The organism is Lactiplantibacillus xiangfangensis (genome assembly GCF_001438845.1).
Lineage (GTDB): Bacteria > Bacillota > Bacilli > Lactobacillales > Lactobacillaceae > Lactiplantibacillus > Lactiplantibacillus xiangfangensis.
In genome coordinates this window covers 255,386-258,656 of the sequence record NZ_JQCL01000074.1, presented here as the reverse complement: position 1 = coordinate 258,656, position 3,271 = coordinate 255,386, and the positions used below count along the sequence as shown (strand labels likewise).

Annotated in this window: 2 protein-coding genes and 3 tRNA genes; all 5 read left to right on the top strand. The window is 43.1% G+C overall.

The window, feature by feature from the left end; all coding sequences use genetic code 11:
* The first annotated feature begins 99 nt into the window (after positions 1 to 99).
* The 5 genes from IV64_RS09200 to IV64_RS09180 all read left to right on the top strand — a co-directional run bounded on the left by IV64_RS09200 (position 100) and on the right by IV64_RS09180 (position 3,271).
* A tRNA-Thr gene (locus IV64_RS09200) sits at positions 100 to 172 on the top strand.
* 490 nt (positions 173 to 662) lie between these two features.
* Positions 663 to 2,135 (top strand): peptide MFS transporter, encoded by a 1,473-nt coding sequence (locus tag IV64_RS09195; RefSeq protein ID WP_057706946.1) that lies wholly within the window; start codon positions 663 to 665, stop codon positions 2,133 to 2,135.
* 63 nt (positions 2,136 to 2,198) lie between these two features.
* Positions 2,199 to 3,032, top strand: coding sequence for a metallophosphoesterase (locus tag IV64_RS09190; RefSeq protein ID WP_083491620.1), 834 nt, complete (start codon positions 2,199 to 2,201; stop codon positions 3,030 to 3,032).
* Between the two features lie 74 nt (positions 3,033 to 3,106).
* Positions 3,107 to 3,189: transfer RNA gene (locus IV64_RS09185), tRNA-Tyr, on the top strand.
* Positions 3,190 to 3,197: 8 nt separating this feature from the next.
* A tRNA-Trp gene (locus tag IV64_RS09180) sits at positions 3,198 to 3,271 on the top strand.

The following is a 3,271-nucleotide window of genomic DNA, read 5'->3' as shown; positions in this document are numbered from 1 at the left end:
GTAGAGCGCTTGACTGTTAATCAAGATGTCGACGGTTCGAGCCCGCCTGTCGGAGTGACAAGATGTTGGCATTAATGTTGACATCTCTTTTTATATCATGCCGGCTTAGCTCAGTTGGTAGAGCATCGGTATCGTAAACCGAGGGTCATCAGTTCGACTCTGGTAGCCGGCACTATTGAAGACGAGACGTGTTCTCGTCTTTTTAGATAATTAAAGCCTTTTAATGGAACGGAGAATCTTGCACGTGCGAACGTGCAGTTCTCCGTTTTTCGTTTAAACGATGTCATTAGGCCAGTCATTTAAACGAACAAGGACGTTATCAATCGTTTTATTAATTAGATTTCGGCCGGATTTTTCTTTTGGGAAACGTTTACTTAACATTAATTTTTTTATATTAAATTAGAAATTAGTGTCATTGTAAATATAATTAAAAACTCACGAATATCAATGGTACGTAGTTTTGTGCGAGTTGCCGGGCTTTGTTATCGCCTGATAATGCAGGACAAGCACTTTAATTAATGACCGTTAGATTAGAAAACGATTAAGTGTATTGTTGATTAAGATTAAGGCTAGTATAATAGTTATTATGTTTAATTAAGAAACAAATTTTGTTACTTTTAAACGAAAGACAAGCTGTATGATTAAGTTTGGAGGAAATTCAATTGGATAATCAGCAAAAACTGGATCGGTCGTTCTTTGGCCAACCACGTGGATTGCGGACGTTGTTCTTCACTGAAATGTGGGAACGATTCAGTTACTACGGTATGCGCGCCCTACTTATTTACTACATGTACTACAGTGTGGCAAAGGGTGGCCTTGGCTTTGACCAAGTTACGGCGGCATCCATTATGTCAATTTACTCAGCGTTAGTTTACGTCTCTAGTGTGCTTGGTGGCTTCTTAAGTGACCGGGTCTGGGGGAGTCGTAAGACTGTTTTCTACGGTGGGATCTTGATCATGGTCGGGCACATCGTTCTATCAACACCATTTGGTGCGCCCGCTCTGTTTGGCTCAATCGCCTTAATTGTTATTGGGACTGGGTTATTAAAACCTAACGTTTCAGACATGGTTGGGCAGCTCTATGCGCCAGAAGACACTCGGCGTGATGCTGGGTTTAGTGTCTTCGTCTTTGGGATTAACTTAGGCTCTCTGATTTCGCCAATCTTAGTTGGTCGGGTTGGTTTACAGATCAATTTCCACTTAGGCTTCTCATTGGCTGCCATCGGTATGTTCTTCGGATTACTACAATATTACTTTGATGGTAAGAAGAACTTGAGCGCTGCAAGTTTATACCCCACTGATCCGTTGGAACCAAAAGACGTTAAGAAATTAGTTCGTCGAGTTCTGATCGGGGTTATTGGATTAGCTTTAGTACTACTTTTAATGCAATTAATGAATATGTTGACATTGCCACATATTATTAACTTAATTACGATTCTGGTTCTGGTTACACCAGTGGTCTACTTTATCTTGATGCTAACGTCTGAAAAGACTAGCTCAACGGAACGTTCCCGTGTTCGTGCGTATATTCCACTCTTTATCGCCGCAGCGTTGTTCTGGGCGATCGAAGAACAAGGTTCAGCCGTATTAGCCCTATTTGCGGCTAACCGGGTTAACTTGAATATTGGGTTTATGCACTTGCAAGCCTCTGACTTCCAGACGTTGAATCCGTTATTCATCATGTTATACACCACACCATTCGTCTTATTATGGACGAAGTGGGGTAAGAAGCAACCTAGTTCGCCAACGAAGTTCGCCGTTGGGTTGGTCTTCGCCGGGGCATCATACTTACTGATGGCAATGCCTGGTGCGTTATTCGGAACGGGTGGCAAAGTAAGCCCACTCTGGTTAGTTGGTAGCTGGGCCTTGGTAGAAATTGCTGAAATGTTGATTTCACCAATTGGGTTATCAGTTACAACTAAATTAGCGCCAAAGGCCTTCGCTTCACAAATGATGAGTATGTGGTTCCTAACCGATTCTGTCGGGAGTGCCTTGAATGCTCAGATCGTTAAGTTCTACTCAACGCAGACTGAAGTCCCATACTTTGCAATCATTGGGATTTCAAGTGTGATCTTAGGGATTATTCTCTTTGCCATGGTACCGTCGATTAAACGGTCGATGAAGGGGATTCTATAAAACGAATTTTATTGAAAGATATGTTATCTTATTGATAACGTATCTTTTTTTATTAGGGGGGCAATCGTCATCGTTCGTTTAGCATTTAGTAGTGACAATCATTTTGACGTTAACCGCGTCGATTCCAACGCGATGATGCGTGCTCAGGCAGCGTACTTAGAACAAAATGGGGTCCAGTGGTACCTCATTGCGGGGGACCTATTCAACGACTTTCAAAAAAGTCAGCAGTTTGTTGTCGATTTACAGGCTCTGTTAGGCGCTCACACGCAAGTTCGCTGGATTGCGGGAAATCATGACATGGTGCATGGCGTATCGTTTGACGAGCTTGAAAATGGGCGCTTTGCAGGTTATTTGCATAATCGTTACGTTGATATCCCGAATACGAACTGGCGGATCATCGGCAACAATGGCTGGTACGACTATCAATTTGCGGCGAATATCCCTGATACGACCACTGAAGACTTTTTACATTGGAAACGGGCCTTCTGGATTGATCGGGCAATTGAACAACCGATAAGTGATTTGGAACGGACTGATTTAGTCTTAAATCAAGTCAAAGCACAGCTATCTTTAGCTCAGGCGGAACAAAAGCAAGTCGTCTTTATGACCCACTTTGTGCCACGCGTGGATTATTTGCGGTTCTCAGATGACAACCGGTTCTGGAACATGGCCAATGCTCTGATGGGGACGCCGCGGATGGGAGCGTTGTTGGAACAGTTTGACGTGGCCCACGTCCTATTTGGTCACTTGCACATCCACCCGCAGCCACGGACGTTCAATGGTACAACGTATTATGATCAAGCGGTTGGTTACGGTCTGAAACGGATTAATGAATGGCAAACAACTAGTTTCATGGCGGAATGGTATCAGGAGACTCAGATGCTTGATTTAAATTAAAATCAAAAAAAGTTTGAAAAAAGCCTTGATTTTTTATTCAAAATTATGTATTCTAATATAGTTGAATGATTTACGGAGGGGTAGCGAAGTCTGGCTAAACGCGGCGGACTGTAAATCCGCTCCTTCGGGTTCGGTGGTTCGAATCCACTCCCCTCCATTTTTCATAGGGATATAGTTCAATGGTAGAACAATGGTCTCCAAAACCATCGATGTGGGTTCAACTCCTACTATCCCTGCCA